The organism is Brevundimonas vesicularis (assembly GCF_044807075.1).
Taxonomy (GTDB): domain Bacteria; phylum Pseudomonadota; class Alphaproteobacteria; order Caulobacterales; family Caulobacteraceae; genus Brevundimonas; species Brevundimonas vesicularis_G.
Genome location: NZ_CP085234.1, coordinates 626,760 through 652,222, shown reverse-complemented (window position 1 = coordinate 652,222; position 25,463 = coordinate 626,760). Strand labels below are relative to the sequence as shown.

Here is a 25,463-nt window from a genome sequence, read left to right as displayed (position 1 = left end):
TTCGAAATTGCGATGGATTACCCTCTCCCTTTGGGAGAGGGCTTGAGCGCACGAGCGCGCAGCGTTCGTACTTGCGCGAAAGGGTGAGGGTCGGCTGGTGCGACATGGCCCGCGGGCCGACCCTCATCCGGCCCTGCGGGCCACCTTCTCCCAACGGGAGAAGGGAACGAGCTGGTTATGCCAGCGCGTTCCGCACCGCCGCCAAGCCGTCTTCGGCCTTCGACCCATCGGGGGCGCCGCCTTGGGCGAAGTCGGGTTTGCCGCCGGCGCCCTGGCCGCCCATGGCGATGACGGCGGCGCGGGCCAGATCGGCGGCGTTGACGCGGTCGGTCAGGTCCGAGGTCACGGCGACGGTGACCGCCGCCTTGCCCTCGGTGACGCCGATCAGGGCGACGACGCCGGTTCCGACCTGTTTTCTGAAGTCCTCAGCGACGCCGCGCAGACCCTTGCCGTCCACACCGTCCAGCACGCGGGCCATCAGCTTGACGCCGTTGATCTCCTCATGTGCAGACGACGCGCCCGAGCCGCCGCCCAGGGCCAGCTGCTTCTTCAGCTCGGCGACCTGCTTCTCCAGCATCTTGACCGAGGCGGTCAGGCTGTCGACGCGGGCGGGGACGTCGGCGGTCTGGACCTTGAAGCTCTGGGCCAGCGAACGGGCGACGCCGGCCTGGGCCAGCAAATACTGACGCGCGGCCTCGCCGGTCAGGGCCTCGATGCGGCGCACCCCGGCGGCGACGCCGGTTTCCTGAACAATCTTGAACAGAGCGATGTCGCCGGTGCGGGCGACGTGGGTGCCGCCGCACAGTTCGACCGAATAGGGGGCGTTGTCGCTGACCAGCGAGCGGCCCAGCGTCAGGACGCGGACCTCGTCGCCGTATTTCTCGCCGAACAGGGCGATGGCGCCGGCCTCGATCGCGTCTTGCGGGGCCATCAGCTTGGTTTCCGCCGGGACGTTCTGGCGGATGACCGCGTTGACCTCGGTCTCGATGGCCGACAGTTCGGCCTCGGTGAGCGGGGCGCCGTGGCTGAAGTCGAAGCGGGCGCGCTCGGCGTCGACCAGCTGACCCTTCTGGGCGACTGCGGGGCCGAGCACATTCTTCAGCGCCGTGTGCAGCAGGTGGGCGGCGGAGTGGTTGGCGCGGCTGGTGCGGCGCTTCTCGGCGTCCACCAACTGGGCGGCGCGGGTTCCGATCTCCAGCTTGCCGGCCGTGACCTGGGCCACCAAGACGTGCAGGTCGCCGGCGTGTTTGCGCACATCGATGACCTCGGCTTCACCACCCGGCCATTCCAGGGTTCCGTGATCGCCGGCCTGGCCGCCGCTTTCGGCATAGAAGGGGGTGGTGTCGAACAAGACTTCGACGATGTCGCCGGCCTCGGCCGTCTCGACCGGCGCGCCGGCGTTCATCAGGGCCAGGACCTCGCCCGACCCTTCGATATTGTCATAGCCGGTGAAGACGGTCGGCCCCATCCGGTCGCGGATCGCCAGCCATTCGTTGGTGTTGGCGGTCTGGCCCGAGCCCTTCCAGTTCTCGCGCGACCGCTGGCGCTGTTCGGCCATGGCGGCCTCGAAGCCGTCGACATTGACCGAGAAGCCCCGACGACGCGCCTCGTCCTGGGTCAGGTCCAGCGGGAAGCCGTAGGTGTCGGACAGGGTAAAGGCCGTCTGGCCGTCCAGCATGTCGCCGGGACGGAAGCCCTGAACCGCCGTGTCAAACAGGGCCATGCCGCGGCCGAGCGTGGTGCGGAAGCGGACCTCCTCCTGCTTCAGCGTGTCTTCGATGAAGGGCTGGGCGCGGGCCAGTTCGGGATAGGCGTCGCCCATCTCGGCGACCAGGGTCGGGACCAGACGGTGCATCAGGGGATCGGCTGCGCCCAGCAGGTGGGCGTGGCGCATGGCGCGGCGCATGATGCGGCGCAGCACATAGCCCCGGCCTTCGTTCGACGGCGTGACGCCGTCCGCGATCAGGAAGGACGACGACCGCAGGTGGTCGGCGATGACGCGGTGGCTGGCGGCCTGATCGCCGTCCGACTTGGTCGAGGTGGCGTCTTCGGACGCGGCGATCAGCGTCTTGAACAGGTCGGTTTCGAAAACCGAATGCACGCCCTGGAGCACGGTGGTCATCCGCTCCAGACCCATGCCGGTGTCCACGCTGGGCTTGGGAAGGTTGCGAACGATCTGATCGTTCTCCTTCTCATACTGCATGAAGACGTTGTTCCAGATCTCGACGTAGCGATCGCCGTCCTCATCCGGCGAACCGGGAGGGCCGCCGGCGATCTTGTCGCCGTGGTCCCAGAAGATCTCGGTGCAGGGGCCGCAGGGGCCCGAGTCGCCCATGGCCCAGAAGTTGTCCGAGCCGGCGATGCGGATGATCTTGTCGTCGGAGAAGCCGGTGACCTTCTTCCAGATCGCGGCGGCCTCGTCGTCATCGATATAGACGGTGACCAGCAGGCGTTTGGGGTCCAGGTCGAAGTCCTGGGTGACCAGGTTCCACGCCTTCTCGATGGCGTGTTCCTTGAAGTAGTCGCCGAACGAGAAGTTGCCCAGCATCTCGAAGAAGGTCAGGTGGCGGGCGGTATAGCCGACGTTGTCCAAGTCGTTGTGCTTGCCCCCGGCGCGCACGCATTTCTGCGAGCTGGTTGCGCGCGGATAGGGCGGCTTGGCGGCGCCGGTGAAATAGTCCTTGAACGGCACCATGCCCGCATTGACGAAGAGCAGCGACGGATCGTTCTGCGGCACCAGCGGGGCCGAATGGACCTTGGCGTGGCCGTCCGCCGCGAAATAGTCGAGGTAGGTGGCGCGGATCTCGTTCAGGCTGGGCATATGCGGTCTTCGGCTGGGGCGGTCGCTAGGAACCGGCGTCATATAGGGTTTTGGCGGGGAGCGCATCATCTGGACGGGGCGGACAGCCTTAGTCGCTGAAGGGCTTCTGCGACATAGTCATGTGAAGCAGGCATCCGGATCAATGTCGGATGCGACACGCTCGGTCTGTTTAATCGGTTGCTGGCTTGGCGGCAATCAAGCAACATCATTCGATGTGGCGCATGATGATCAAGAGCTTGGTTTCTCTGCCCGTCCTGGCGACACTTATTTCGTGCTCGCCAAGCATGCGGGTTTTACTGCGAAATGAGACTTGCGTGGACGTAACCACACAGATCAACGGAGAAGCCGTACGGCTGTCGCCGGGCCAAACTAGCAAGCCCTTCATTCTGGCCTGGGGGCCTCAACAACACTGGACCAAGGAAGTCCAAGGCGGTGATTGCGCCTATCGATATCTGGACGATGCCTATGAGCAGGGTTTGAGCCTACCAAAGCCTGCGTTGACGCGAAGCCCGACCATCCTAGTGCTTGATCAGCACTTCCGCTTGGCGGCGACAGACACAGACGGCGTCGCTCTCGGCTCCGTGAACGCCGAGCGACGCTGCTCCTGAGCCACCCCGAATTCGAAAACGCGACATGATTGTCGGCGCTTGCGGGTCTCACACCCTCGGCGGCGGGCCGAACTTGCCGGACTGGTAGTCCTGGATCGCCTGGACGATCTCCTCGCGGGTGTTCATGACGAAGGGGCCGTGGCTGAAGACCGGCTCGCCGATGGGATCGGCATGGCCTAGCAGCACCACGGCGTCGGTGGTCGCCGTGATCTGAACCGCATAGCCGTCGGACAGGGCGGCGAGGTTCCATTGCGGCACGGGGGTTCCGGCGACGGCGATCTCGCCCTTGACGCCATAGAGGAAGACGTTGCGGCCGGGGGCGACGGGCGTCTCGAACGTCGCGCCGGCGGGCAGGCGCACGACGGCCAGATGGATGTCGATCAGGGACTGGATCGGCGCCTTGACGCCCAGCCAGTCGCCGGAAACCGTCTCGACCGTGACGCCGGCCTCGGTCGTGAAGGTCGGGATGTCGGACTTCTGCAGGCCCACATAGTCCGGCTTGGTCATCTTCAGCCGCGACGGCAGGTTGACCCACAGCTGCAGAATCTCCATCGGCCCGCCGTCGCGCTTGAAGGCGGCCGGGGACAGTTCGGCGTGGATCAGGCCCGACCCGGCGGTCATCCACTGGATGCCGCCCGCCTTGATGATGCTCTCGCCGCCGCCGGAATCGTTGTGGGCCAGCTCGCCGTCCAGGATGAAGGTGACGGTCTCGAAGCCCCGGTGAGGGTGCGGGCCGAACGGCAGCCCGGCGTTGCCCGGCGCATAGGTCTGGGGCCCGTGGTGGTTCAGGAACAGGAAGGGATCGATCTGGTCCACGCCGGGACCGGGCACCGGACGGCGGGTGGTCAGGTCGCCGATGTCGTCGCGATGGGCGGGGTGCAGGCGAAGGACGGAACGGGGCTGGGTCATTCGCTACATATAGGGTGGCGGATAGACGCTGGCGAGATCGGGGGTGGCGAGATCAGCCTGGACGGGTCGCCGTGATGGGACGGGCGCGGCCGTCCTGAACCCAATCTCCGGCCCAGCCGTTCGCCGCCGCATGCAGACGCAGTTCGCCCTCCGACAGGGGAATGATGACGACCTCGCCCTGGGTCGAGACCGGGCCTGCGAAGCCCATTCGGTCGATCCCGGCCGGCGCATCCAGACTTCGCCAGGCGCCCTCGACCCGACGGCCCTCGCCCCGGTCGGTCAGGGACAGCGACAGCAAGGGTTTTCCGTCCGGCTGGGCGATGCGCCAGCGGCCGTCCAGCGGGCCCATTGCGGCTTCGGCGTCGATCGCGGCCTGGGCCACGCCTTGGTCGTAGGTCGTCTGGCTGTCGGAGGGGCTGAACTCATAGTCGCCGGCGTAGTCGTCGACCGCAACCGGGACCGTCAGGGGACGGCGATGCAGGTCGGTCGCGGCGTCCCCCTCGGCCGTTTCGCGTCCGAAACGGGACGGCGGCTGATAGGGGCGAACGGCCGGCGCGCGATAGGTTTCCGGCGTCGCGTCCAGAAGACCGGTCGTCTGGAAGGCAGGCTCCAGGGCGACGGCGGACATCAAGGCGAGCAGCAACATGAGCCCACCCTGCCAAATCGTCCGGCGCGTCGCCTAGCCGTCGAACGGGCGCGGAACGCAAACGTGATCCGTCGTGATGGAACCGACGTAAACCGCACAATCCGTCGATCTGGGGGTCTGTGCGTTGACACCGGCCCCACAGGGTCACAAAAGCCTTCGCAACCGCACACGGCGATTGAATTCATTCGCTTTTGAGAACCATTCGCATGAACCAGCCCAACCCGACGCCGGGTGGCGCCTCAAGCGACCGGACGGGTCGCTTCGTCACTCAACCGAACGGACATATCGCGCCGCTGTCGCCCCACATGGGCGTCTGGCGCTGGCACGTCACCATGACGGCCTCGATCCTGTTCCGCGCGACGATCATCGCCGCCACGGTCGGCGTGCTGTTCGTGCTGGCCTGGCTGGGCGCGCTGGCGTTTGGGCCCGAGGCGTTCCAGAGCGCGCTCGATCTGGCCGGATCGCCGCTGGGCCTGCTGGTCTTCTTCGGTCTGACGGTGGTGCTGTTCTCCTTCATCCTGAACGGCGCGCGCCACACCTATAACGACACCGGCAACGGGCTGACGGTGAAGTCGGCGACCGCCCTGTCGAACATCGCCGTGTGGGGGCCGATCCCGCTGGCCGTGCTGTTCTGGGTCGTCCTGTTCGCCACCGGGAGGGTTTCGCTGTGAGCGGCGCCGCAAAGTTCAAGAACAACGTCAAGGTCTCCGAGCGTCACGGCGCCGGCGAATGGCTGATCGAGCGCATCCTGCTGGTGGCCCTGCTGCCGCTGGGCCTGTGGGTCGCCTCGACCGGCTTCACCCTGGCGGGCGCCGGCTATGACGCGGCGATGGCCTGGTTCGCCAATCCGCTGAACGCCGTCCTGATGGCGATCACCGCGGTGATCTTCTTCGGCTACGTCAGCCTGGCTTGGAAAGTCATTCTGGAAGATTACGTGCCCAACGTCGGAACGCGCGGCCTTCTGGTCCTGCTGCTGAACGTCGTCTTCCTGGTGCTGGCCGCCGCCAGCGTCTTCTTCATCGTGCGGCTGGCGCTGGGTTCGGCGCCGCTGCCCGCTGGTTTCGGAGCCTGATTACCTGATGGCCGCTTACGAACTGATCGATCACGAATATGACGTCGTCGTCGTCGGCGCCGGGGGCTCGGGCCTTCGCGCCGCGCTCGGCGCCGCTCAGCAGGGGCTGAAGGTCGCCTGCGTGACCAAGGTCTTCCCCACCCGCTCGCACACCGTCGCGGCCCAGGGCGGCATCTCCGCCTCGCTCGGCAACATGGGCGAGGACAGCTGGCAGTGGCACATGTACGACACCGTCAAGGGGTCGGACTGGCTGGGCGACCAGGACTCGATCGAATATCTGGTCCGTAACGCGCCCAAGGCCGTTTATGAGCTGGAACACTGGGGCGTGCCCTTCAGCCGCACCGAAGAAGGCAAGATCTATCAGCGCGCCTTCGGCGGCATGACCCGCAACTTCGGCGAGGGCCCGGTGCAGCGCACCTGCGCGGCCGCCGACCGCACCGGCCACGCCATCCTGCACACCCTGTACGGCCAGTCGGTGCGCCGCGAAGTGAAGTTCTTCGTCGAATATTTCGCGCTGGACCTGATCATGCAGGACGGCGCCTGCACCGGCGTGACGGCGCTGCAGCTCGACAACGGTCAGCTTCACCAGTTCCGCGCCAAGATGGTGGTTCTGGCGACCGGCGGATACGGCCGCGCCTATTTCAGCGCCACCTCGGCCCACACCTGCACCGGCGACGGCAATGCCATGGTGCTGCGCGCCGGCCTGCCGCTGCAGGACATGGAGTTCGTCCAGTTCCACCCGACCGGCATCTATGGCGCCGGCTGCCTGATCACCGAGGGCGCACGCGGCGAGGGCGGCTATCTGACCAACTCGGAAGGCGAGCGCTTCATGGAGCGCTATGCGCCGACTGTGAAGGACCTGGCCCCGCGCGACATGGTTTCGCGCTCCATGACCATCGAAATCCGCGAGGGTCGCGGCGTGGGTCCGAACAAGGACCACATCTTCCTGCACCTTGACCACCTGGATCCCAAGATCCTGCACCAGCGCCTGCCGGGCATTTCCGAAAGCGCCAAGATCTTCGCCGGCGTGGATGTGACCAAGGAGCCGATCCCGGTCCTGCCGACCGTCCACTACAACATGGGCGGCATCCCCACCAACTATCACGGCGAAGTCCTGACGCTGCGCGACGGCAACCCCGACAGCGTGGTGCCGGGCCTGATGGCCGTGGGCGAGGCGGCGTGCGTTTCGGTGCACGGCGCCAACCGCCTGGGCTCCAACTCGCTGACCGATCTGGTGGTGTTCGGCCGCGCCGTCGGCCTGCGCTGCGGTGAAGTCGTCGACAAGGCCTCGGCCGTGCCGTCGGCCTCCAAGAGCCAGACCGACCAGCACCTGGCCCGCTTGGATCGCTTCCGCTACGCCGACGGCTCGACTCCGACCGCCGAGTTGCGTCTGTCGATGCAGCGCGCGATGCAGGCCGATGCGGCGGTGTTCCGCACCGGCGAGACCCTGCAACAGGGCACCGACAAGCTGCGCGCCATCGAGGCGGCCGGCGCCGACATCAAGACCACCGATCGCGGCCTGATCTGGAATACGGACCTGGTCGAGACGCTGGAGTACGACAACCTGATCGCCCAGGCGCTGGTGACGATCGAGGGCGGTCTGAACCGCACGGAATCGCGCGGCGCCCACGCCCGCGAAGACTATCCCGATCGCGACGACGTCAACTGGATGAAGCACACCCTGGCGTGGAAGCGTCCAGGCGAGCAGGTCCAGATCGATTATCGTCCGGTCCACAACTACACCATGTCCGACGACATCGCGTATATCGAACCGAAGGCGCGGGTTTACTAAGATGGTCCAGCTGACTCTCCCCAGAGGCTCCAAGCCGACGACCGGCAAGGTCCACAAGGCCGCGCCGGGCTCCAAGGACGTGAAGACCTACAAGGTCTATCGCTACGATCCGGAAACCGACGCCGATCCGCGCTGGGACACCTATGAGGTGCCGACCGGCGACCACGGCCCGATGCTGCTGGACGCCCTGATCCACATCAAGAACACCATCGATCCGACCCTGTCGTTCCGGCGCTCGTGCCGCGAGGGCATCTGCGGCTCGTGCTCGATGAACATCGACGGACGTAACACCCTGGCCTGCACCAAGGGCTGGGACGAGTGCAGTTCGCACAATATCACCATCTCCCCCCTGCCCCACCAGCCGGTGGTCAAGGATCTGGTGACGGACCTGAGCCTGTTCTACGCCCAGTACGACTCGATCCAGCCGTATCTGCAATCGGACGAGCCGGACCCCGAAAAGGAACGTCTGCAGACCCCGGCCGAGCGCGAGAAGCTGGACGGCCTGTACGAGTGCATCCTGTGCGCCTGCTGCTCGACCTCGTGCCCCAGCTACTGGTGGAACCAGGAAGAGTACCTGGGCCCGGCGGCGCTGCTGCAATCCTATCGCTGGATTTCCGACAGCCGCGACGACGCGACCCAGAAGCGCCTGGACGACCTGGAAGACCCGTTCAAACTGTATCGCTGCCACACGATCATGAACTGCGCCCAGGTCTGCCCCAAGGGCCTGAACCCCGCCAAGGCCATCGCCGAGACCAAGAAGCTGATGGTCGCGCCGAGCCGCAAGAAGGCGGCCTGAGGCCAGGTTTCCAACGCTCGCCGGTCCTTCAGATCCGAGGGGACGGCGGGCGTGTCGGCCGGCGTCAGAAGTTGGCGAACAGACTGGCGACCAGGGCGCCGTCGTCCCTGTCGCTGTCGACCCATTCCAGCCCGGCGGTGAGTTTGCCCACGGGCAGGAACCCTCCAATCCGCCAGTCCGTCTTGCCGTCCGGCGCATAGGCGCCCTGCTCGCGGCCGACCGACAGGCTGACACTGACGGGCCAGTCGTCAGGTCCGTAATCGATTCCCGCCCAGCCGTAGTGATTGTCCTCGTCTCCCAGGGCGGTCTGCGACGGGGCATAGGCGTATCCGACGGTCGCCGTCGCGGCGCCGAAGCTGCGGCTAACCTGGATGGGCGCCTCGACATAGTCGACGTCTCGTCCGCCGGGATAGCGATAGGCGGACAGGGCCGCATCCCACTCCAGGCCGAGCCAGGACCCCGCCCATCCGACGCTCAGGGTCGCCTCCAGCCTTGAACCCTCGTCATCTTCATCGCCGCCATAGGCCGCGATGCTGGACAAATAGACGTCGGCATAGAGGCCTGAAGCCTGGGACAGGGTCACGCCGGCCTGCAGCGCCGGCTTGTCGTCAGACAGGCTCAGCCCACGATACCGATAGTCGCTGACGCCGCCGACGACCGCCTCAAGACGCCATCGATCGGCGGCCTCCTGAGCCGACGCCGCGACCGGAAACGCCGACACGAGACCAAGGACGGCAAGAAAGGATCGGCCCATAAGGTCCCCCTGAATCTTAGGGGAATGTGCCGAGCCAGAGGTTAAATATATCGGAAGTATTTCTGTTCTAAAGGCTTTCTCTGTTCATGGCCTTCGGGGAGGTTTGGCCGTTGACCAAGATGCCGCCCTTTGCACAAGCGCATGAGATGCGTTGGTTGAAGGCTGTCGCGGCGACGGTTCTCGTCGTCGTATGCCTGGGCATGACGATCGCCATGCTTCTGGTCAGTCGCGCCATCGACGAGCGCGCAGCCGCCCACGAACAGACGATGGTGGAGCGTCGTCTGGAGCGCATGCTCAACGTCATCTCCGACGATATCGTCTCTGCGACGATCTGGAACGACGCCGTCGATGCGGTGGAGCGCGAGGACACGTCGTGGATGCAGAGCAACTTCAGCGACTACTACGCGCAATATATGGATCATGCCGTCACCCTCGTCTTCTCGGGCGACAGCCGGCTGATGCTGGCGTCGCGCGGCGGCAAGACGGTCGATGCGGCGAGCGAGGCCGCCCTGGTCGCAGCGGTGCAGGATCTGGCGGCTGACGTTCGACGGACCTCGCTGAATCCTGCGCGGCGCCAAGCCGTCGGCTTCAAGGCGGTTTCGCGAGGGTCCTCCATCATAAGGGCCGGCGATGCGCTGTATCTGGTCGGCGCCGCCACCGTCGTGCCCGAGGATCTGGCGCCCGTCGCCCGCCCGCCGCGTGACGCCATCGTGGTGTCCGCCAAGCCGATCAGCGCCTTCGTCACCTCGCTGCACACGGACCTTGGGCTGCATGACACCCGGTTGACGACGCCGGATGAGCGGCATTTCGTTTCTCTTCAAGGCCGGGATCGAACGCCCATCGCCGGACTGGTCTGGGCGCCCGACAGGCCGGGACGGCATATTTTGGCGACGCTGCTTCCGGTATTCGCCGGCCTGCTGTTCATGTTCCTGATCGCGGCGGCGCTGATGTGGCGGCGCGTGGCCGCCAATGTCCAGCGGCTCAGCGACAGCGAGCGGGCGCTGAGCGAAGCCTTAAAGGCCGCCGACGCCGCCAATCTGGCCAAGTCGCGGTTCCTGGCCAATATGAGCCACGAGTTGCGCACGCCCCTGAACGGCGTACTCGGCATGTCCGAGGTGGTTCTGATGAGCGATCTCAGCGCCGCGCAACGGGGGCAGATCGGCGTGATCAAGGAGTCGGGCGAGCATCTGCTCGTCATGATCGAACGCATCCTGGAGATGGCGCACATCGATGACGCCCTGGCCGAGCCGGAAAAGCGGCCGTTTGATCCGGCGTCGGTGTTCGCAAAGGCCGCTGCCGGCCTGCGGGCCAAGGCGGAGGCCAAGGGATTGGCGATCACGGAGACCTATCAGCCGACGGGCTTGCGGCTCGGCGACGCGGGGCGCGTGTCGAAGGTGCTGACCGCCCTGATCGACAATGCCATCCAGTTCACGTGCGCGGGCGAGGTGCGGCTGACGCTCGAGCCGTCGTCAGAAGGCCTGATCTTCGGGGTGGCCGACACCGGGCCAGGAATGTCCGAAGCAGTTCAGACGAAGCTGTTCACCCCGTTCAGCCAGGGCGACGATTCCGCCACCCGCAGCGTCGACGGCGCGGGTCTGGGACTGGCGCTGGCCAGGCGGCTGGCGACCTCGATGGGCGCCGTGCTGGACTATGAGACCCGGATCGGCGTGGGAACCACCTTCCGGCTCCTGCTCCTGGCGCCCGAGGCGCCATCCGACGATGATCGCTCCGAGACGGCGGCCTGAGCTGCGTTTCTCGGTCTGCATCGTCTTCCGGGGCCAGCAACGCCCTTGCGCGAGCGGTCCGGCTTGATATGAGCGGGCCATGGCCAGCATCACCTATATCGAGCATGACGGAACCGAGCACGTCGTCGACGTGAAGCCGGGGCTGAGCGTCATGGAAGGCGCGATCCGCAACAATGTGCCGGGCATCGACGCGGACTGCGGCGGGGCCTGCGCCTGCGCCACCTGCCATGTCTATGTCGACGAAGCCTGGCGAGAGGCGACGGGCAAGCCGTCGGCGATGGAAGAGTCGATGCTGGACTTCGCCGAAGAGGTCGAGCCGAACAGCCGCCTGTCGTGCCAGATCCGGGTGTCGGATGCGTTGAACGGCCTGATCGTGCGGTTGCCGGAAAACCAGCACTGAAATGATCGACGCGCGGCTGATCGACAGGATCGGCCGATGGATCGAGCAGCGCGCCGAGGCGATGGGCCGGGACGGTCCGCCGCCGATCCTGGGGATCGCGGGCTCGCAGGGTTCGGGAAAATCCACACTGGCCAAGGCCGTCGCCGAGCGGTTCGGCGGGGCGAGCCTGTCGCTGGACGACGTCTATCTGACGAAGGCGGAGCGGGCGGCCATGGCGGCGCGGGTGCATCCCTTGTTCGCCACGCGCGGGCCGCCAGGGACGCATGATCTGGGCCTTCTGAACCGTCTGCTGGATCGGTTGCAGGCGGCCGGGCCGGCCGACCTGACGCCTCTGCCGCGTTTCGACAAGCTGGCCGACGACCGGGCGGCCGAGGCGGAATGGCCTGTCGTGAAGGATCGGCCGCGGTTCATCGTGCTGGAGGGATGGTGCCTGGGCGCGACGCCGCAGGCCGAGGGAGACCTGATTGCGCCGATCAACGCCTTGGAGACCCGGCAGGACGTCGGGGCCGAATGGCGCAGGGCGGTCAATGCGGCGCTGGGTCAGCCCTACGCCCGCCTGCGCGCGCGGCTGGACGCTCTGATCTTTTTGAAGGCGCCGGGGTTCGATGTCGTGCTGGACTGGCGCTGCGAGCAGGAGGCGGGATTGATAGGGCAAGACGCCGTATCGCCTGAGCGGCGCCCGGCCCTGGCGGTCTTCATCCAGCATTACGAGCGCCTGAGCCGGCATATGATGATGGGCGGCGTGGAGGCCGACATGATCGTCTCCATGGACCGGGAACGCGGCGTTCTCAGCCTTGAAGGCGACCTTGGCGCCTGAGCCGCATCTGTGCGTTATCGGACCATGAGCCTGTTTGGATCCAAGCCCGCCTTAGAGGTCGACCGTCGTATGAGCGCCCGCCGGTCGGCCAATGCGCGCGGCGTCGTCTGCGCGCCCGGCCTGGAGACGGCGTGTCTGATCGTCGATCTGTCGGACGCGAGGATGAAGCTGCGGCTGGACAGAGGCGGGGCCTTGCCGCGCGAGGTGGTGGTGGTCGATGTGGCCGCGGGCGTCGCCTATCCCGCCACCGTCGTCTGGCAGCGCGGGCAGGAGGCCGGGCTGAGGCAGACCGGGGCCAAATCGCTGAGAGGGCTGGCGCCGGCGAGGCTGATCCCCGCGCGCGACGCCTGGCTGAGGGCCGGCGGGCGCTGATCAGCCTGATTACTCCGCCGTGTCGGCGGGCATGGAGCCGGCGTTGATGGCGATGCGGCCCACCAGCCCCTTGACGATAAGGTCCAGGGCCGATCCCTCGCGATAGTCGGCGGCGGCGACGAAGTTCACACGGTCCTCCGAGATCAGGGAATAGACCTTCTTCTGATCCCGCTCGTTCGAGCGCGGGTCATAGACGGCGATCGAGAAGCCGCCCTTGGTGTGCATCATCTTCATGGTGGGCACGTCGGTGTCGCCGTCACCGATGAAAATCATCCGATCGAAGGGCACGGCGCGCTCGTCGTCGGGGATGAAGTGGTTGATGCGTTCGTGCTCCCAGTGGTTCTTTACGCCCTTGTTGATGCGGAACAGATACTGGGTCTTGGTCGTGTAGTTGACGCCGACCGCCGGCCAGGCGGCCTCGCCCTTGTCATCATAGACGTAGTGGGAGGCGAAGACGTGGGTCAGGGCGGGGCGGATCGGCGTGCCGTCGATCATCTCCTCCAGCCCGGCGGAGATGATGTAGTGCTCGATCTCCAGCCCGTATTTGGCCCCGAAGGCGTTCATCCGGTCGAACCAGCTGAGGTCCTTTAGGCCCTCGAACAGGGCCACCGCCTCGCCGTGCTGGCGCAGGGTCTCGCGCGTCACCGGGGCGCCGTTCTGGCGCGCGTGGTGCAGCATCAGCTGCATGTACATCAGGATGCCGTCGCCGTCGGCGTCCTTGGTCAGGCGCTCGGCCTCTTCCCAGAAGGCGCCGATGCCCATGCCGACGGAGGGGATGAAGGACACCTCCTGCATATTGCCGCGCGCCAGGGTGCCGTCGAAATCATAGATCAGGGCGGTCTTCAGCAGCGGGGTCTTGGGTTCGGCCGTATCGGACATGGGGCGAGATCCTTGGTGGAACCCGCCCTCTATATCAGCCCGCCGCGCCCGTCGATTGGCGCCGCTGACCGAAGGTGGGCGCCGCCGCCTTCTGCTCGGCCCAGTAGTCGGCGCCCGTCGTCGGCTTGAACATGGTGCGGGGCGACCCGTTGCGGGCCACCACGGCGAAGGTGTTGGTCGAGGCCTGATAGATCAGGGTGTCGCCATTGGGACGTTTGACGGTCTCGGCGTCGCGCGGAGGCTTTGTCGTGAAAGCCGTGACCTTCGTCAGATAATCCTCGGCTGAACGCGCGCCAAAGTCTGCGCCGTTGCGGTCGTAGAGACGCGCGATCTTGGCGTCGACTGTTTCGCGCCGATTGGCGGTCAGGACGGGTTTGACCTCCTCGGTCGTCGTTGTGGAGACCGAGACGCCCACCGGACCAGCCGAAGCGATGGGCGTGGTCGTGGTTCTTTCTCGCGTCTCGACCGCCGAGCTATTGTCGCAGCCGGCAAGCGCCAGCAGACCGCACAGGACCAGCGCGGTCCCTCCCCTCTTCAGCGTTCTCATTCTTCCCTCCAGATACCCGCTAGGCGCGACGAAAGCACAACTTTATTGTTCGTGCAATGTTCTCGTCTCGACGGCGTCACGCGCGGCGGCTAGACCGTGGGCATGGACACTCGCCCCCTTTCGAACCGCAAGATCCTGCTGATCGTCGGCGGCGGCATCGCAGCCTACAAGGCGCTGGAACTGGTGCGGTTGATCGCCAAGGCGGGCGGACAGACGCGAGTGATCCTGACCGAATCCGGGGCCGAGTTTGTGACGCCTCTGTCGCTAGCGGCGCTGAGCGGCCATCCGGTGCGTTCGGGCCTGTTCCATCCCGACGACGAGACCAGCATGGGTCATATCGAGCTCTCGCGCTGGGCCGACCTGGTGGTGGTGGCGCCGGCGACGGCGGGGCTGATCGCCAAGGCGGCGAACGGGGTGGCGGACGACCTGGCCTCGACAACCCTGATCGCCACGGACAAGCGGGTGCTGCTGGCGCCGGCGATGAATGTGCGGATGTGGGAGCATCCGGCGGTTCAGGCCAATATGGAGCGGTTGAGGGCCTTTCCCGGCTTCCATAGCATGGCGGTGGTGGGGCCGGATGACGGAGAGATGGCCTGCGGTGAATATGGGCCGGGTCGCATGGCGGAACCCGCCGCAATCCTGGAGGCCATCGAAGGGCTGCTGGCGGGCGCGGCGGGGCGACCGCTCAAGGGACGCAAGGCCGTGGTCACGGCCGGGCCGACATTCGAGCCGATCGATCCGGTGCGGGGCCTGACCAATCGCTCCAGCGGCAAACAGGGCTACGCCATCGCCGCCGCCCTGGCCGAACTGGGGGCCGAGGTGACGCTGGTGTCGGGGCCGACCGCGTTGGCCGCCCCGACCGGCGTGACGCGGATCGATGTTGAGAGCGCGCTGGAGATGCAGGCGGCGACGCAGAGCGCCCTTCCCGCCGACATCGCCGTGCTGTCGGCCGCTGTCGCCGACTGGCGCGTCGACACCATCGCCGGCGGCAAGATCAAGAAGGGGCCGGGCGGCCCGCCGACCCTGGCCTTGATCGAGAACCCCGACATCCTGGCCGGCGTCGCCGCGCCCGGTCCGAACCGCCCGGCCCTGGTCATCGGCTTCGCCGCCGAGACGACGGATCTGGAGGCCAATGCGCGCGCCAAGCTGTCGCGAAAGGGCTGCGACTGGATCCTGGGCAACGACGTGTCCGACGACGTGTTCGGATCGGACGGCAACGCCGTGCTGCTGGTCACCGCCGATCGGACCGAGACCTGGCCGCGCCAGTCCAAGACCGCCATCGCCCGGGCCGTCGCCGCCCGCATCGCCGATCATTTCAAGGCCCCCGAATGACCGAGACCCCGATCCAGATCCTGCGCCTGCCGCATTCCGAAGGCCTTCCCCTGCCCGCCTATGAGACGGCCGGTTCAGCGGGCATGGACCTGCGCGCCGCCGTGCCCGAGGATCAGCCGATGACCCTGGCCCCGGGTCAGCGGATGCTGGTGCCCACGGGGCTGAAGATCGCCCTGCCGCTGGGGTTCGAGGCCCAGGTGCGGGCGCGCTCGGGACTGGCGTTGAAACACGGCATCATCTGCCCCAATGCGCCGGGCACCATCGACAGCGACTATCGTGGGGAGTGCGGCGTGATCCTGGCCAACATCGGCGCCGAACCCTTCGTCATCCGCCGCGGCGAACGCATCGCCCAGCTGGTGATCGCCCGGCATGAACGCGCCGACTGGATCGAGGTCGAGACGCTGGACGAGACGGCGCGCGGGACGGGCGGGTTTGGATCGACGGGGCGGTAAAGCTCCCCGTGACACGCCCGTCAGACGCTATCGCTGCTGCATCGTGCGGCAAGGGGCATCGTTGTGTGGGTATAGACGCTCTAATCGCGTTTATGGCTACGCTAGGACCAGATGCGGGTTGGATCGATCTTGTTGAAATCTATGAGATCGCAGGAAATCGGGAAATTCCGCGGATAGATCTCAGCATCTACGGCGATCACGGCGCGTACGATCAACCTACCGAGGAACGCCGACGCTTGGCCAGAGAGCGGGTTGAATGGATGCTGGATGCAGTCTCTCTCGAGCCAAAAGTGTTCATTTTCCAAATCTGGCTAGACAGTCCGAACTAAATTCCTGGCGACTAAACCAGCGGCGCGGTCGGCTGGATGAGGCTGGCCTTGCGGCGGATATGTTCGCGCCAGGCGGTGTAGAGACCGCTGCTGGCGATCAGGGCGGCGCCGGCCAGGGTGGTGAGGGTGGGCGTCACGGCCATCAGCCACCAGCCGAAGACGATGGCGCCGACGATCTGGAGATAGTCGAAGGGCGCGACCACGGCGACCGGGGCCTTTTGCAGCGAGGCGGTCATGAACAGCTGGGCCAGGCCGCCGGCGATGCCCGATCCGATCAGCAGGGCGAAGGTTGCAGGCGCGTGCCAGTGGCCGACGAAGGGCAGCAGGATCGCCCCCACGACCGACGAGCCGACGAAGAACCAGAAGACGATGGCGGCGACGTGTTCGGTGTCGCGCAGCTGGCGCAGGGTGACGGTCACGCCGGCCGTCAGCAGGGCGGCGACCAGGCCGAAGGCGATCCCCTCCATCGGCACGGCTTGATCGGTCGAGCCCGGCCGCATGACGATCAGCACGCCGATGAAGCCGACGGCGACGGCGGCCCAGCGACGCGGGCCGACCGCCTCCTTCAGGATCAGGAAGGACAAGAGGGTGGCGAAGATGGGGGCGGTGAAGCTGAGGGTCGTGGCGTCGGCCAGGGGGAGCAGGGTCAGGGTCTGGAACACACACAGGATCGAGACGATGCCCAGGGCGCTGCGCCCGAGATGGGCCAGGGGACGGCGCGTTTTCAGACCCGACAAACCGCCCGGCTGGGTCAGCACCCAGGCCAAGACGACCGGCAGGCCGAAGAAGGCGCGGTAAAACAGCATCTCGGGCGCGACGACGCCGTCCAGCGACGCCAGTTTCAGCAACGCCGCCATGATCGAGAAACAGCCGGCCGCCGCGATGCGCAGGGCGATGCCGCGCGCAATATCCTCGCCTGACTTGGCCGTCGCCGTCACTACTCTATCCGCGCCTTTCGATGCGGCCGGAACGCCAGAGGCGCCTGGCCGTCGTGCGGCTTACGCCTGGCCGGTTTCGACCGGCTGCTGGGCGATCTGCTGCTGGCGCGCGATGTAGATGGCGGCGAAGTCGATGGGGTCCAGTTGGAACGGGGGGTAGAAGCCGCCGTCGGCCGTGGCACCCGAGATGATCTCGCGTGCGAACGGGAACAGATAGCGCGGGCATTCGATCAGCAGCAGCGGCTCGATGTCCTGCTCCTGGACATTGGCCAGCTGGAACAGGCCGCCATAGACCAGTTCGACGTGGAAGACGGGCTGGTTCTCGTGCGTCGCCTTGATGGATAGCTTCAGGTCCAGTTCGAACAGGCCGTCCGGGCGGCCCTGGGCGGCCATTTCAACGCCCAGGTCGATGGCGGGCTTGCCGTCGATGCGCAGGGACTCCGGGGCGCGCGGGTTCTCGAACGAGAAGTCGCGGACGTATTGCGCCAGGATGCGGAAGCCGGGACCGGCGGGCTGGCCCTGCTGGGCGTCGCCTTGCTGGGGCTGTTCGGCGGGAGGAGCGGCGTCGGTCATGAAACGGTCTTTGGCGCAGTTTGGGGCCGATGAGGCCGGAATGAGGCGCCGCGACTACCATGCCGGGACGCTTGGCCGCAACGTCGCGCGCGCGATTGGGGGCGCGCTTCGCCTTGCCTCACCCTATATGAGCCCGTAATCACGCCAGACTAAGTGTTTGGCGCACCCGTCGTTCGCTACAGGAATCTCCTCTTGAACATGCCGGTTCAGTTCCAGGTCGTCGTCTTCGCCTTCATCGCAGCCTTCGTGCTGTTCCAGCTCTACAATGTGCTGGGTAAGCGGGTGGGCCGTCAGCCGCAGGAAGACGCCAAGATCGCGCCGCCCGGCCCGGCCCAGGCCGAGACGCCCAAGATCGCGGCGATCGACCCGGCGACCCTGGCCTCCATCGCCAGCCTGAAGGCGCGCGATCCGGCGTTCGACCCGGCCCGTTTTCTGGACGGGGCGCGCCAGGCCTATGAGACCATCGTGCGCGGTTACGCCGCCGGCGACCGGGCCGCGCTGAAGCCGTTGCTGAAGCCGAACGTCTTCGCCTCGTTCGAGACCGGCATCGCAGCGCGCGAGACGCGCGGAGAGACCGAGACGGTCGAGTTCCTGTATCCGCCCCGGGCCGATCTGGAAGGCGCGGTCGCCGAGGGCGACAAGGCCGTGGCCAAGGTCCGTTTCCTGGCCGAACTGCGCAGCCGGGTGACCAAGGCCTCAGGCGAAACGGCGGACGCGACGACGGGCGAGCCGCTGGTGGAGGAACGCCGCACGGCCGAACACTGGACCTTCGAACGCACCCTGGGCGCGACGGACCCGAACTGGGTCCTGGCGCGCGTCGAGCCGGCCAACGCCTGATGGCGGTTCAGGGCCGGTCGGGCGGACTGGCGACGCTGACGGCCGCCCTGGCTGTCGCCGCCTGTTCGACCGGGCCGATGACGCCGACGGGGACGACGGGGCCGCAGACGGGGCCGGTTCCCTATACGCCCTCGCCCAATCCGATCCCGCCACCCGCGCCGTCCGATGCCCTGAGCCCCGCCGTGCTGCCGGGGTGGAATCAAGAAGACCATCTGGCCGCCTTCCGGGCCTATGTGGACGGGTGCGGCGCGGCGCGTGACGAGGCCGCACGCCGGGTCTGCGGACGCGCCAAGGCCATGGCGACGACGATGACGATCACGCCGTCGCAGGCGCGCGCCTTCTTCGAGGCCAGCTTCAGCGCGATCCCGGCCCAGACGCCGGACGGGCGACCGGGGCTGCTGACCTCCTATTTCGCGCCCGAATATCCGGCGCGGCGACGGCCGGACGCCGAGTTTTCGGCCCCCGTCCTGCCCAAGCCCGCTAATCCCCGCGCCGCCGGCGACCGGGCCTATATCGAATCCGCCGCACGGCTGGAGCAGGCCCTGGCCTGGATGCGGGCCGAGGACCTGTTCTTTCTGCAGATCCAGGGGTCGGGCTATCTGACGTTCGAGGACGGCACGCGCGGCCGCGCCGCCTATGCCGCCGACAACGGCAAGCCGTTCGTGGGCATCGCCCGGCCGATGGCGCAGCAGGGGCTGTTGCCGCAGAACGGCACCTCCGGAGACGCGATCCGGGACTGGCTGGCCAGCCATCGGGGCTATGAGGCGCAGGCGGTGATGGCGCTGAACCCGCGCTACATTTTCTTCCGGCTGGACCCCGACGATGACGGCCATCCGGCGGGGGCGGCGGGCGTGCCCCTGACCGAGCGGCGGGCCATCGCGGTCGATCCAGCGCACTGGCGCTATGGCGAACTGGTCTGGCTGGAGGCCGACGGGGGCAATCTGCGCGGCGCCACGGCCAGCTACCGCGGTCTGGCCATGGCGCTGGACACCGGATCGGCCATTCGCGGACCGGTGCGCGCGGACCTCTATATGGGGCGCGGCGACCGCGCGGGGGCCGAGGCCGGGACGGTGCGCCATCCTTTGCGGATGTGGCGGCTGGTCCCGAAGGGTTAGGCCCCTGCCCGGCTAGGCCAGGTCTTCGATCTCGTCTTCGGTTAGTTCGCCGGGGACGATGGTGACGGGCAGTTTGCGGCCGCCGATCTGCGCACCCTGTTTGATGATGGCCGAGACCAGCGGGCCGGGGCCGCGCGAGCTGGTTCCGGCGGCCAGCACCAGGATTTTGATCTCAGGGTCGGCGGCGACGACCTTCTTGATCGCGGCCTGGGCTTCGCCCTTTTCGATCAGGAAGACCGGCGCGGCGCCGGAGCGGGTCTGCGCCTCCTCGCCCAGGCGGTTGAGCAGGATTTCCGCCTCCTGGCGCTGCTGGCGTTCGATTTCCTCGCGCACGCCCGACCAGTGGGCGTCGCTGTCGGTCGGCAGGACGCGCAGCATGACCACGCGCCCGCCTGTCGATTTCGCCCGGCGCGAGGCGAACCGCAGGGCGGCCTCGAACTCCGGACTGTCGTCGACGACGACGAGGAACTTTCTCGGCATTGCGGCCTCCCCAGCCTGATCAGCCGCTGAAGAGGCCGTGCGACGACGGCTTCGTCAAGCGAAGACCCGCTGCTCAGCCATTCACGGCCGCTGTCGCCAGATCGCGGATCGTCGCGTTGGCGATGGTCAGTTTGGCGAAGGTCCATCCCGAGCCCGACTGTTCGATCTCGTCCACCGAGGCGCGCACGCCCTCGACCGTCGCCTGTTTGGAGCCGATCCAGGCGTCCACGGCGGCCTCGGCCGCGTCCTCGCTGACGCCGACCGACGGATCGGAAGCGCGGGCGACGGCGCGGGTTAAGGCCGCCTGCTCGTTCATCAGGTCCTCGATCAGACGACGGACGGCGAGACGATCGAAATGATCCGCAGACGGAATGGAGCCGGCGGCGGCGCGCAGACGGTCGAAGTCGAAGGCGGCCCCGACCTGGTGATACAGGCGCGCCATGGCTGCGACCGGCCAGTTCGCCTCCTGCGCCAGGTCCCCGATGTCGGAGGCGGCGACGAGGGGGCGCATGATGGCGATGCTGCGGGTCAGATCCTCAGGCGCGCCATGGTCGGCGAAGCGTTTGACGCGCGCATCCAGACGCCCTTGTTCGAAGCGCGACAGGACCGGCGCGCCCTCGGCCTGCAAGGCGTCGGCGATCGGACGATAGCGGTCGATCAGGGCCTGGACCGACAGACCGCCCTTGGCGCGGCGGGCCAGCCAGAAGGTCTGACGACGCAGGACGACGGCGATTTCCTGATAGAGGGCGATCTGCGCCTCGGCCGAAATCCTCAGGTCCAGGGCCGACACGGCGTCCCAGGCTTCGTCCAGACGGAAGACGCGGCGCGCCGCCTCGAAGGCGATGATCAGGGCGGTGGTGTCGCATTCCGCCGAGCCGCGCAGGCGGTCGGGGAAGGTCGGGCCGCACATGTTGACGACTTCGTTGGCCATGACCGTGGCGATGATCTCGCGCCGCAGACGGTGGCTCTTCATCTCCGGTTCGAACCGGGCCAGGGCCTCGGGGAAGTAGCGAACCAGGATCTGTTCGAAGAAGGGATCCTCGGGCGCCTGCGAGGCGACGATATCGTCCGACAGCTCCAGCTTGGCATAGGCCATCAGGACGGCCAGCTCGGGCCGGGCCAGCGGAATGCCGGCCGTCATCAGCTCCTTGACACGGCCGTCGTTGGGCAGGCCCTCGACCTTGCGGTCCAGCTTTCCGCGCGCCGAGAGGCTCTGCATGAACCGCTGCTGGGCGTCCAGGGCGCCGACGCCTTCGGCCTGTTGCAGGGTCAGGGCCAGGGTCTGGTCGTAGTTGTGAGCCAGCACCTTGAGGCCGACCTCGTCGGTCATGGAGGCCAGAAGCGGCGTGCGCTCCTCGGCCGGCAGGACGCCGTTGGTCACGGCCGACCCGACCAGGATCTTGATGTTGACCTCGTGGTCGGAAGTGTCGACCCCGGCGGAATTGTCGATGGCGTCGGTGTTGATGCGACCGCCGCCTTGACCGAAGGCGATGCGTCCCGCCTGGGTGAAGCCGAGGTTTGCGCCCTCGCCCACCACCTTGACCCGCAGTTCGTCGGCGTTGATGCGCAGGGCGTCGGTGCCCTTGTCCCCGACCTGGGCGTCGGTCTCGGCCGCCGATTTCACATAGGTGCCGATGCCGCCCAGATAGAGCAGTTCGACCGGCGCCTTCAGGATGGCGCGGATCAGGCTAACCGGGTCCAGTTCGTCCTCGGCGATGTCCAGGGCCGCCTTGATCTGAGGCGTCAGCTGGATCGACTTGGCCGAGCGCGAGAAGACGCCGCCGCCCTCCGAGATCAGCGCCTTGTCATAGTCCTGCCAGGACGAGCGCGGCAGATCGAACAGACGCTTGCGCTCGGTCCAGCTGGCCACATGATCCGGGTTCGGATCAATGAAGATGTCGCGGTGATCGAAGGCGGCGACCAGGCGCGTCGCCTTGGACAGAAGCGCGCCGTTGCCGAAGACGTCGCCGGACATGTCGCCGACGCCGACCATGGTGAAGGGCTGGGTCTGGATGTCCTTGCCCATCTCGCGGAAGTGGCGCTTGACCGCCTCCCACGCGCCGCGCGCGGTGATGCCCATGGCCTTGTGGTCATAGCCGATGGAGCCGCCCGAGGCGAAGGCGTCGCCCAGCCAGAAGCCGTAGGCGGCCGAGACGCCGTTGGCGATGTCGGAGAAGGTCGCCGTACCCTTGTCGGCGGCCACGACCAGATAGGGGTCGTCGCCTTCCCAAGCGATGACACTGGCCGGATGGGTCACCGAACCGTCGGCGGCGATGTTGTCGGTGATGTCCAGAAGGCCGGACAGAAAGGTGCGATAGGCGCGGATGGCCTCGCCCTGAATGGCCTCACGGTCCGTCGTGCGGGGCAGTTGCTTGGGATAGAAGCCGCCCTTGGACCCAACCGGCACGATGACCGCGTTCTTGACCTGCTGCGCCTTGACCAGGCCCAGGACCTCGGTGCGGAAGTCGTCGCGACGGTCCGACCAGCGCAGCCCCCCGCGCGCGACGGGACCAAAGCGCAGATGCACGCCCTCGACGTGCGGCGCCCAGACGAAGATCTCGCGATAGGGTTTGGGCAGGGGCAGGTCGTCCAGCTCGCGCGAGGCGATCTTGATCGAGATGTGCGGCTTGGGCTGACCGTCGACGTCCAGCTGGAAATAGTTGGTGCGCTTGATCGCGCCGATCAGGGCGGCGATGCGGCGCAGGGCCCGGTCGTGATCCAGGCTTTTCACGTCCTGCAGCAGAGTGACGATCTTGGCGTCCAGCTCGGCGACAGCCGGCGCGCGGTCGTCAGCCGAGCCCCCTTCGGGCGCGAACTTGGCCTTGAAAAGCGACAGCAGGGCGCGCGCCACGTCGGGATATTCGCGCAGGGCCTCTTCCTGCACCGTTTGGGAGGGGTCGAGACCCGTCTGCTGGCGATAGTGGGCCAGGGTGCGGATCAGGGCGGCGTCGCGCCATTCCACGCCCAGTTCGATCACCAGGCGGTTGAAGCCGTCGCTTTCGTTGCGGCCGGTCCAGACGGCGGCGAAGGCGTCCTCAAAAGGCCCCTTCACGTCATCGAAGACCAGCGCTTCGCCGCGCGGATCCTCCATCAGGAACTCGTGGACGTGGATCTCCTCCTCGCCCATCGGACGGATCGGATAGCCGTATTCCTCCAGCGTCTTCAGGCCCATATCGGCCAGGATCGGCAGGACGTCGGACAGGGGAACGGCGGGGCCGCGACGATAGAGTTTGAAGCGGAACTGCAGGCGGCTGTCGTCCGGCGTGCGGAAGGCGCGCACGGCGACGGCCTTGCCCTCGCCGGGCAGACCGGTCTCATTCAGCCGGTTTACATATTGCAGGTCGGTCGCGGCCTCATCGGCGTCATAGCGATCGCGATAGGCGGCGCCGAAGGCGCGGGCCCATTGGGCGCTCAGCGGCCCGACGGCGACTTCCTCGACGCCCGAGCGACGCAGGGCGCCTTCGAAACGATCGACCCAGCCGCGACCGGCCTCGGCCACGTCGGCCTCCAGCTGGGCGGCATCCGGGATCGGGTGGGCGCCGGGCTCCACGCCGATGATGTAGTGGATGCGCACCAGCGGCGCGTCGGACAGTTGCGGGTACCAGGCCGAGATGCGGCCGCCCCAGGCGCGGGCGATGATCTGGCCGATGCGTTCGCGCACGGCGGAATCGAACTTCTCGCGCGGGATGAAGCACAGGACCGAGACGAAGCGGTCGAACGGATCCTGGCGCGAGAACAGGCGGATGCGCGGCCGGTCGTAAAGGTGAAGGATGCCCAGGGCGATGGACAGCAGCTCGTCCTCGCTGACCTGGAACAGTTCGTCGCGCGGATAATTCTCAAGGATGTTCTTGAGGCGTTTTTCGTTGTGGCTTCCGGGCGCCTTGTCGGCGCGGGCCAGGGCGTTGGCCACCTTGCGACGCAGCAGCGGCACCTCGGTCGCCAGCTGGTCGTAGGCTTCCGAGGTAAACAGGCCGACGAACCGGGTCTCGCCCGTCGCCTTGCCGTCCGGGCCGTACCGCTTGACCCCGACATAGTCCATGTAGGCGCGGCGGTGGACGCGCGAGCGGGCGTTGGCCTTGGCCACGGTCACCGGTTCGCTGAGGTCCAGCTGGCGGCGCATCTGGTGCGTCAGGACGGCGGGTTCGGAGGCGCGGCGCAGCACGGTGCGCTCAGGATCGGCCAGAATGCCCAGGCCGTCAGTCGACAGGCCCAGCGGCGCCTCGGCCTCATAATCGCCGTCGGCGTTCAGCGGATAGCTGTAGTCGCGCGCGCCCAGGAAGACGAAATGGTCGCTCTTCAGCCATTTCAGGAAGGCGATGTTCTCGGCCAGAACGGCGGCATCGACCGGGGGCGGGGTCTCTTCCAGACGCTGCACGGCCTGGCGCATCAGGGACGTCATGGCGTCGTGATCGGCGACGGCGGCATGGACGTCCGACAGGCTCTGGGCCAGGCCTTCGCCCAGGATGTCGCGACGCTCCTGCGGCACGCTGTCGATGACCAGCATGATGATCGACAGGCGACGGCCGTCCAGCTCGACCACCGGGTGGAACAGGGCGCGTACCGACACGCCGGCTTCCGCCAGGGCGCCCATGACGCTGTCAACCAGGAAGGGGGCGTCGGACTGGACGATGCGCACCAGATCGTAGTCGAGCACCTGACCGTTCGCGCCGTGCAGCGGGCCGACGGTGATGGCGGGGGCCGCATTTCCGGTCGGGTAGGCCTTGGCGGCGCTCCAGGAGGCGGCGAGCAGGGCGGCCAGATCCTCGCCGCTCAGCTCAGGCGTCTCATCGGCGGAATAGTCTTCGTGCGCCTGGGTCAGATAGGTCTGTTCGACTGCGCCGGGCCCGGTCCCCACGATCTTGGCGAAAGCCGCCTCCAGCGCGGCCTTGGTGATCGGCTGAACGGGTTGGCGCAGATCGTGGGCGGTCATGGACGAGCAGTCTCGAACGACGCGGCAGGGCCGCAAGGGATGCGGCGCGACGAGGCGCCACCCCCGCTGACTAGGCCAGGTCCGGTCGCTCGGGAAGCCCCTGGCGACCGTTCATTGTAATGATCAGTGATCAGGTTGGAATTATTGTGCAGCGCCACAAAGCAGAAAGCCGCCGGACTGGGGGAGTCCGGCGGCCTGCGCGAGCGGCGCCTGGAGGGGAGGGGAGGGCGCCGGCTTCGCTTCGCTGCGGTTCGGAGGGGGAGTGTCCCGCAGCGTCGAATTGGGAAATGGGAAGCCGCCTGCGCCGTTCAAGAGCGCA

The 25,463-nt window shown here is 67.2% G+C and carries 24 protein-coding genes; 14 read left to right on the top strand and 10 right to left on the bottom strand.

All coding sequences use genetic code 11. The annotated features are described in order from the left end of the window. Window positions 1-175: 175 nt before the first annotated feature. Complete coding sequence (alaS, locus tag LG306_RS03165) at window positions 176-2,821, bottom strand: alanine--tRNA ligase (protein WP_404418147.1); 2,646 nt, start codon at window positions 2,819-2,821, stop codon at window positions 176-178. 121 nt (window positions 2,822-2,942) lie between these two features. On the opposite strand from alaS, the gene LG306_RS03160 reads away from it, so the two are divergent. Together LG306_RS03160 and LG306_RS03155 are read left to right on the top strand one after the other, a co-directional pair. After that, window positions 2,943-3,128, top strand: a complete 186-nt coding sequence (locus LG306_RS03160) for a hypothetical protein (RefSeq protein ID WP_404418145.1) — start codon at window positions 2,943-2,945, stop codon at window positions 3,126-3,128. Between the two features lie 7 nt (window positions 3,129-3,135). Next, the gene (locus tag LG306_RS03155; RefSeq protein WP_404418143.1) at window positions 3,136-3,429 is read left to right on the top strand and encodes a hypothetical protein; all 294 of its coding nucleotides are present in this window, start codon (window positions 3,136-3,138) and stop codon (window positions 3,427-3,429) included. Window positions 3,430-3,477: 48 nt separating this feature from the next. Here LG306_RS03155 and LG306_RS03150 read toward each other — a convergent pair whose 3' ends face one another. Together LG306_RS03150 and LG306_RS03145 are read right to left on the bottom strand one after the other, a co-directional pair. Further along, window positions 3,478-4,338 carry a pirin family protein gene (locus tag LG306_RS03150; protein ID WP_404418141.1) on the bottom strand — a complete coding sequence of 287 codons (861 nt, stop codon included), beginning with the start codon at window positions 4,336-4,338 and terminating at the stop codon, window positions 3,478-3,480. Window positions 4,339-4,390: 52 nt separating this feature from the next. Next, on the bottom strand, window positions 4,391-4,984 hold the full coding sequence (locus LG306_RS03145; protein WP_404418139.1) for a hypothetical protein: 594 nt from the start codon (window positions 4,982-4,984) through the stop codon (window positions 4,391-4,393). Window positions 4,985-5,190: 206 nt separating this feature from the next. Between LG306_RS03145 and sdhC the strand changes: the two genes are divergently transcribed. Genes sdhC through LG306_RS03125 form a run of 4 tightly spaced genes read left to right on the top strand, consistent with a single transcriptional unit; the run spans window position 5,191 to window position 8,644 of the window. After that, on the top strand, window positions 5,191-5,655 hold the full coding sequence (gene sdhC / locus LG306_RS03140; RefSeq protein ID WP_017506653.1) for a succinate dehydrogenase, cytochrome b556 subunit: 465 nt from the start codon (window positions 5,191-5,193) through the stop codon (window positions 5,653-5,655). Beyond that, window positions 5,652-6,056, top strand: coding sequence for a succinate dehydrogenase, hydrophobic membrane anchor protein (gene sdhD, locus LG306_RS03135; RefSeq protein ID WP_174086837.1), 405 nt, complete (start codon window positions 5,652-5,654; stop codon window positions 6,054-6,056). Before sdhC ends, sdhD begins: the two co-directional genes overlap by 4 nt. Before the next feature lie 7 nt (window positions 6,057-6,063). Continuing rightward, a complete protein-coding gene (gene sdhA / locus LG306_RS03130; protein WP_039246736.1) occupies window positions 6,064-7,848 on the top strand; it encodes a succinate dehydrogenase flavoprotein subunit in 1,785 nt (594 codons plus the stop codon). A gap of 1 nt (window position 7,849) precedes the next feature. Further along, window positions 7,850-8,644 (top strand): succinate dehydrogenase iron-sulfur subunit, encoded by a 795-nt coding sequence (locus LG306_RS03125; RefSeq protein ID WP_404418137.1) that lies wholly within the window; start codon window positions 7,850-7,852, stop codon window positions 8,642-8,644. A 64-nt stretch (window positions 8,645-8,708) separates the two neighbouring features. Here LG306_RS03125 and LG306_RS03120 read toward each other — a convergent pair whose 3' ends face one another. After that, window positions 8,709-9,398, bottom strand: a complete 690-nt coding sequence (locus LG306_RS03120; protein WP_404418135.1) for a TorF family putative porin — start codon at window positions 9,396-9,398, stop codon at window positions 8,709-8,711. Window positions 9,399-9,544: 146 nt separating this feature from the next. Between LG306_RS03120 and LG306_RS03115 the strand changes: the two genes are divergently transcribed. From LG306_RS03115 to LG306_RS03100, 4 genes are all read left to right on the top strand, one after another. Next, window positions 9,545-11,143, top strand: coding sequence for an ATP-binding protein (locus tag LG306_RS03115; RefSeq protein WP_404418133.1), 1,599 nt, complete (start codon window positions 9,545-9,547; stop codon window positions 11,141-11,143). A 79-nt stretch (window positions 11,144-11,222) separates the two neighbouring features. Beyond that, the gene (locus LG306_RS03110) at window positions 11,223-11,543 is read left to right on the top strand and encodes a 2Fe-2S iron-sulfur cluster-binding protein (RefSeq protein WP_039246732.1); all 321 of its coding nucleotides are present in this window, start codon (window positions 11,223-11,225) and stop codon (window positions 11,541-11,543) included. Window position 11,544: 1 nt separating this feature from the next. Next, the gene (locus LG306_RS03105) at window positions 11,545-12,360 is read left to right on the top strand and encodes a kinase (RefSeq protein ID WP_404418131.1); all 816 of its coding nucleotides are present in this window, start codon (window positions 11,545-11,547) and stop codon (window positions 12,358-12,360) included. 9 nt (window positions 12,361-12,369) lie between these two features. Further along, on the top strand, window positions 12,370-12,732 hold the full coding sequence (locus LG306_RS03100) for a PilZ domain-containing protein (RefSeq protein ID WP_404418129.1): 363 nt from the start codon (window positions 12,370-12,372) through the stop codon (window positions 12,730-12,732). Between the two features lie 9 nt (window positions 12,733-12,741). Here LG306_RS03100 and LG306_RS03095 read toward each other — a convergent pair whose 3' ends face one another. Together LG306_RS03095 and LG306_RS03090 are read right to left on the bottom strand one after the other, a co-directional pair. After that, on the bottom strand, window positions 12,742-13,611 hold the full coding sequence (locus LG306_RS03095) for an HAD family hydrolase (protein WP_404418127.1): 870 nt from the start codon (window positions 13,609-13,611) through the stop codon (window positions 12,742-12,744). Window positions 13,612-13,645: 34 nt separating this feature from the next. After that, window positions 13,646-14,158 carry an S-type pyocin family protein gene (locus tag LG306_RS03090; RefSeq protein ID WP_404418125.1) on the bottom strand — a complete coding sequence of 171 codons (513 nt, stop codon included), beginning with the start codon at window positions 14,156-14,158 and terminating at the stop codon, window positions 13,646-13,648. A 102-nt stretch (window positions 14,159-14,260) separates the two neighbouring features. Here LG306_RS03090 and coaBC point away from each other — a divergent pair, with 102 nt between their 5' ends. Then, entirely contained in the window at window positions 14,261-15,490 is a 1,230-nt protein-coding gene (gene coaBC, locus LG306_RS03085) for a bifunctional phosphopantothenoylcysteine decarboxylase/phosphopantothenate--cysteine ligase CoaBC (protein WP_404418123.1), read from the top strand. Continuing rightward, window positions 15,487-15,942, top strand: coding sequence for a dUTP diphosphatase (gene dut, locus LG306_RS03080; RefSeq protein ID WP_404418121.1), 456 nt, complete (start codon window positions 15,487-15,489; stop codon window positions 15,940-15,942). Before coaBC ends, dut begins: the two co-directional genes overlap by 4 nt. A gap of 340 nt (window positions 15,943-16,282) precedes the next feature. Here the strand turns inward: dut and LG306_RS03075 are convergent, their stop codons facing one another. Then, on the bottom strand, window positions 16,283-17,209 hold the full coding sequence (locus LG306_RS03075) for a DMT family transporter (RefSeq protein ID WP_265150615.1): 927 nt from the start codon (window positions 17,207-17,209) through the stop codon (window positions 16,283-16,285). Window positions 17,210-17,269: 60 nt separating this feature from the next. After that, window positions 17,270-17,782: a protein-export chaperone SecB gene (secB, locus tag LG306_RS03070; protein ID WP_017505358.1), complete on the bottom strand. Its 513-nt coding sequence runs from the start codon at window positions 17,780-17,782 to the stop codon at window positions 17,270-17,272. Window positions 17,783-17,980: 198 nt separating this feature from the next. Here secB and timA point away from each other — a divergent pair, with 198 nt between their 5' ends. Beyond that, on the top strand, window positions 17,981-18,619 hold the full coding sequence (timA, locus tag LG306_RS03065) for a TIM44-related membrane protein TimA (protein WP_306004157.1): 639 nt from the start codon (window positions 17,981-17,983) through the stop codon (window positions 18,617-18,619). Next, complete coding sequence (locus tag LG306_RS03060) at window positions 18,619-19,734, top strand: MltA domain-containing protein (RefSeq protein ID WP_404418118.1); 1,116 nt, start codon at window positions 18,619-18,621, stop codon at window positions 19,732-19,734. The genes timA and LG306_RS03060 overlap by 1 nt, the downstream gene beginning before the upstream one ends. 12 nt (window positions 19,735-19,746) lie before the next feature. Here the strand turns inward: LG306_RS03060 and LG306_RS03055 are convergent, their stop codons facing one another. Together LG306_RS03055 and LG306_RS03050 are read right to left on the bottom strand one after the other, a co-directional pair. Further along, window positions 19,747-20,214: a universal stress protein gene (locus LG306_RS03055; RefSeq protein WP_039246719.1), complete on the bottom strand. Its 468-nt coding sequence runs from the start codon at window positions 20,212-20,214 to the stop codon at window positions 19,747-19,749. 73 nt (window positions 20,215-20,287) lie between these two features. Then, a complete protein-coding gene (locus LG306_RS03050; RefSeq protein WP_404418116.1) occupies window positions 20,288-25,144 on the bottom strand; it encodes an NAD-glutamate dehydrogenase in 4,857 nt (1,618 codons plus the stop codon). Window positions 25,145-25,463: the final 319 nt, after the last annotated feature.